At 66.0% G+C, this 3652-nt stretch carries 2 protein-coding genes; both read left to right on the forward strand.

Translation table 11 applies throughout. From position 1 onward, the window contains the following. On the forward strand, nt 1-1685 hold a 1685-nt coding region (locus KBA32_RS06130), incomplete at its 5' end, for an efflux RND transporter permease subunit (protein ID WP_294356542.1). Next, complete coding sequence (locus tag KBA32_RS06135) at nt 1685-3064, forward strand: efflux transporter outer membrane subunit (protein ID WP_294356544.1); 1380 nt, start codon at nt 1685-1687, stop codon at nt 3062-3064. The genes KBA32_RS06130 and KBA32_RS06135, both read left to right, overlap by 1 nt. The last annotated feature ends 588 nt before the right edge of the window (nt 3065-3652 follow it).

A 3652-nucleotide genomic window follows, 5' to 3' on the forward strand; every position in this document is an offset into this window, starting at 1 on the left:
TGTGCGCCTCGCTGTTGCGCCTCGCTGACGTCGATCACCACGCCGACGCCAAGCCGCACGGACCGATCCAGCGCTTCTTCGCCTGGTTCAACCACTCGTTCATCACGGGGAGCGCCCGCTACGAGAAGGGTGTCTCCGGCATCCTGCAACGCGGCACGCGCTTCATGCTGATCTACGCACTCATTCTCGGCGCGCTCGGTGCTTCCTTCGTCAAACTGCCGACTTCCTTCCTGCCTGAGGAGGACCAGGGGCGCCTGATGATGATGGTGCAGTTGCCGGCAGGCTCGTCGTACACCCGCACCGACGCTGTCTTGCACCAGGTCGAAAGCTACCTGTCGAAACAGGCCGACGTCACCGACTACATGACCATCGTCGGCATCAACGGCGACCAGGCATCCGCCAACGGCTTCATCAAGCTGAAGGACTGGAGCGAACGCAAGGGCAAGGGCCAGGACGCCGCGTCGCTGGCGCGCCGGATGACGGCCGACCTCTCCGAGATTCGCGATGCGCGCGTCTTCGTCATCCTCCCGGCGCTGATTCGGGGCCTCGGTTCGAGTGCCGGCTTTACCGTCGAGTTGCAGGACCTTGCGGGCAACGGCCACGAGGCGCTGGTCAAGGCGCGCGAGCAGTTCCTGAAACTCGCGCGCGAGGACAAGCGGCTGGCGCAGGTGCGCATCAGCGGCCTCGACGACGTCGCCCAGTTCTCGGTCGATATCGACGACCGCAAGGCGTCGGCGCTCAAACTTGCGACGAGCGACATCAACAGCACGCTGTCGACGGCGCTCGGCGGCAGCTACGTGAACGACTTCATCGACCGCTCCCGCGTCAAGAAGGTCTATGTGCAGGGCGACGCCGCGTTCCGCATGAAGCCGGACGACCTCGGGCTGTGGCACGTGCGTAATAGCCTCGACGAAATGGTGCCGTTCTCGACCTTCGCCAGCACGCGCTGGACCTACGGTTCGCCGCGCCTCGAACGCTACAGCGGCATGTCCTCCTACGAGATCGTCGGCTCGGCCGCCGAGGGCGTGAGCTCCGGCGACGCGATGCAAGCCGTGGAGGAGATCATCAAGCAACTTCCGCCGGGCATCAGCTACGAATGGGCCGGCCAGTCGTACCAGGAACGCCTCGCCGGCTCGCAGGCGCCGGCGCTCTACGCCATCTCGATCCTCTTCGTCTTCCTCTGCCTCGCCGCCTTGTACGAGAGCTGGACGGTGCCGTTCTCGGTGCTGCTCGTCGTCCCGCTCGGCGTGATCGGCGCGGTGCTGGCCACGTGGATGGCTGGCCTGGAAAACGACGTCTACTTCCAGATCGGTTTGCTGACCACCGTCGGCCTCTCGGCGAAGAACGCGATCCTCATCGTCGAGTTCGCCAAGGCGTTGCGCGAACAGGGTCGAACGCTTATCGAAGCGACGCTCGAAGCGGTACGCCTGCGCCTGCGCCCGATCCTGATGACCTCGCTGGCCTTCATGTTCGGCGTGCTGCCGCTGGCCTTCAGCACCGGCGCCGGATCGGCCAGCCGGCGCGCGATCGGCACCGGCGTGCTCGGCGGCATGGCGACGGCCACCGTGCTCGGCCTCGTCTTCGTCCCGCTTTTCTATGTCCTCGTCTGCCGGCTGTTCGAACGCCGTCGCGCCCAAGTCGCGATACCGGCCATCACCCCCGCACGCGCTGAAGGAGGCGCCTGATGCGAACCTACAAACTCACCATTCCCCTGTTCTGCCTCGCCCTGCTCGCCGGCTGCGCCAACCTCGCACCGGACTACGCGCGGCCGGAGCTGCCGGTGCCAGCCAGCCTTGACGGCAGCGCAGCCGTCGGCACAGCAGCCGCCGCTCCGCTCAACTGGCAGCAGGTGGTCACCGACACCCGCCTGAAGCAAGCGATCGACCAGGCGCTCGCCAACAATCGCGATCTGCGCGTCGCCGTCCTCAACATCGAGAAGGCGCGCGCGCAGTACCGGATCGACAACGCAGCGCTCATCCCGGCGGTCAGCGCTTCGGCGAGCGGCGCGTCGTCGAGCGCCAATGACGTCATCACGCGCAAGTACTCGGCCGGCCTTGGTGTTTCGTCCTACGAAATCGACTTCTTCGGCCGTCTGAACAACCTCAAGGAAGCGTCGCTGCAGAGCTTCCTCTCGACCGAGGCCACGCAACGCAGCGTGCGCACCAGCCTGATCGCCGAGACGACGAATGCCTGGCTGACGCTGGCAGCCAACCAGCAACAGTTGAAGCTGGCGCAGGAAACCTACGCCACCCGCACGAAGACGCTCGAACTCACGCGCAAGCAGCAGGCGCTGGGCGGCACCTCGCGCCTGACGCTGGCGCAGACCGAGGCGACGGCGGAATCGTCACGCGGCGAAGTCGCCCGTTACACCGCCCTCGTCGAACAGTCGCGCAACGCGCTGAACCTGCTGGCCGGGACGACGGTTCCGGGCGAAGCGCTGCCGGCGGCAAGCGACGACTCTTCGGCTGTCGCACTGACGCTGGTGGACGTACCCGCCGGATTGTCGTCGGAAGTCCTGCTGCAACGTCCGGACATCACCGCCGCCGAACACACGCTGATCGGCGCGTATGCCGACATCGGCGCCGCGCGCGCGGCCTTCTTCCCGTCGATCACGCTCACCGCGAACGGCGGCTCGGCGAGCAGCGCGCTCAGCGGCCTGTTCGGCGCGGGGAGCGGTGTCTGGAGCTTCGTACCGACGCTGACGCTACCGATCTTCAACGCCGGCAAGCTCAGCGCCGCGCTAACGGTCGCCGAGACGGAGCGCGACATTCAGGTCGCGACCTACGAAAAGACGATCCAGACGGCGTTCCGCGAAGTCGCCGACGCGCTGGCCGAACGCAGCACGCTGAACGAACGGCTCGCCGCGCAGGAAGCGCAGGTCGCCGCCTACTCCACCGCGCTGCGCCTGTCGACCGAACGCTACCGCTCCGGCGCCGACAGCTACCTCAACGTGCTCGACTCGCAACGCTCGCTCTACAGCGCGCAAAGCAGCCTGATCGCGCTGAGGCTGACGGAACAGGCCAACCGCATGACCTTGTTCAAGACGCTCGGCGGGGGCTCGTAAACCGGGCTGACCGCTCCCGGCCTCATACTGCTGCGGACGGGCAGGCGCGCAGCTCGCTGCGCGATCACAGCGTTTCAGCTTGCGGATCCGCCCAGTCGCCCGATGAATCGGGCGCCTACAAATCACGGTGGCGTGCTCTTGGCGACTGACCAAGGGGAACCGTGCGCGCGACGCCGGGGTCAATATCCGCGTCGAGCGCCGGGTTCCTCGCCCGTCCGTGCTTTTCACCGCCACAAGGAGTCCAGTATCAAGGGCGCAATAACTGAAGGGCATTGCGCCCGAGGTTGATCTCTCCAGCGGCTTCAACCAGACAACGTTACGTTCGGTCACGATACCAAGAACATTCCCCGGCCGAGACGTGCTAGCATCGCGCCCTCTTCAAAGCGCCATCGATCAGTCTTGGCGTCTTTCCTACCGGCGTTGGCAGCTCGCGCAGCCTGATCCGCCTCGACCAAACCGTCTGTCCAGACTGGTTTCGCGCAGCGCCGAGTCGTGCCGCGCGCAGGGCAGACGCATGGAGTTTTCACGCTTGAAATTCACTGAACTGGGTCTCGCACCCGAGATCCTTCGCGCCATTGCCGACCAAGG

The organism is Propionivibrio sp. (genome assembly GCF_017995515.1).
GTDB lineage: Bacteria > Pseudomonadota > Gammaproteobacteria > Burkholderiales > Rhodocyclaceae > Propionivibrio.

Coding starts and splice junctions, on each gene's coding strand:
- KBA32_RS06135 (WP_294356544.1), top strand. CDS start 1,685: ATGCGAACCTACAAACTCACCATTCCCCTGTTCTGCCTCGCCCTGCTC.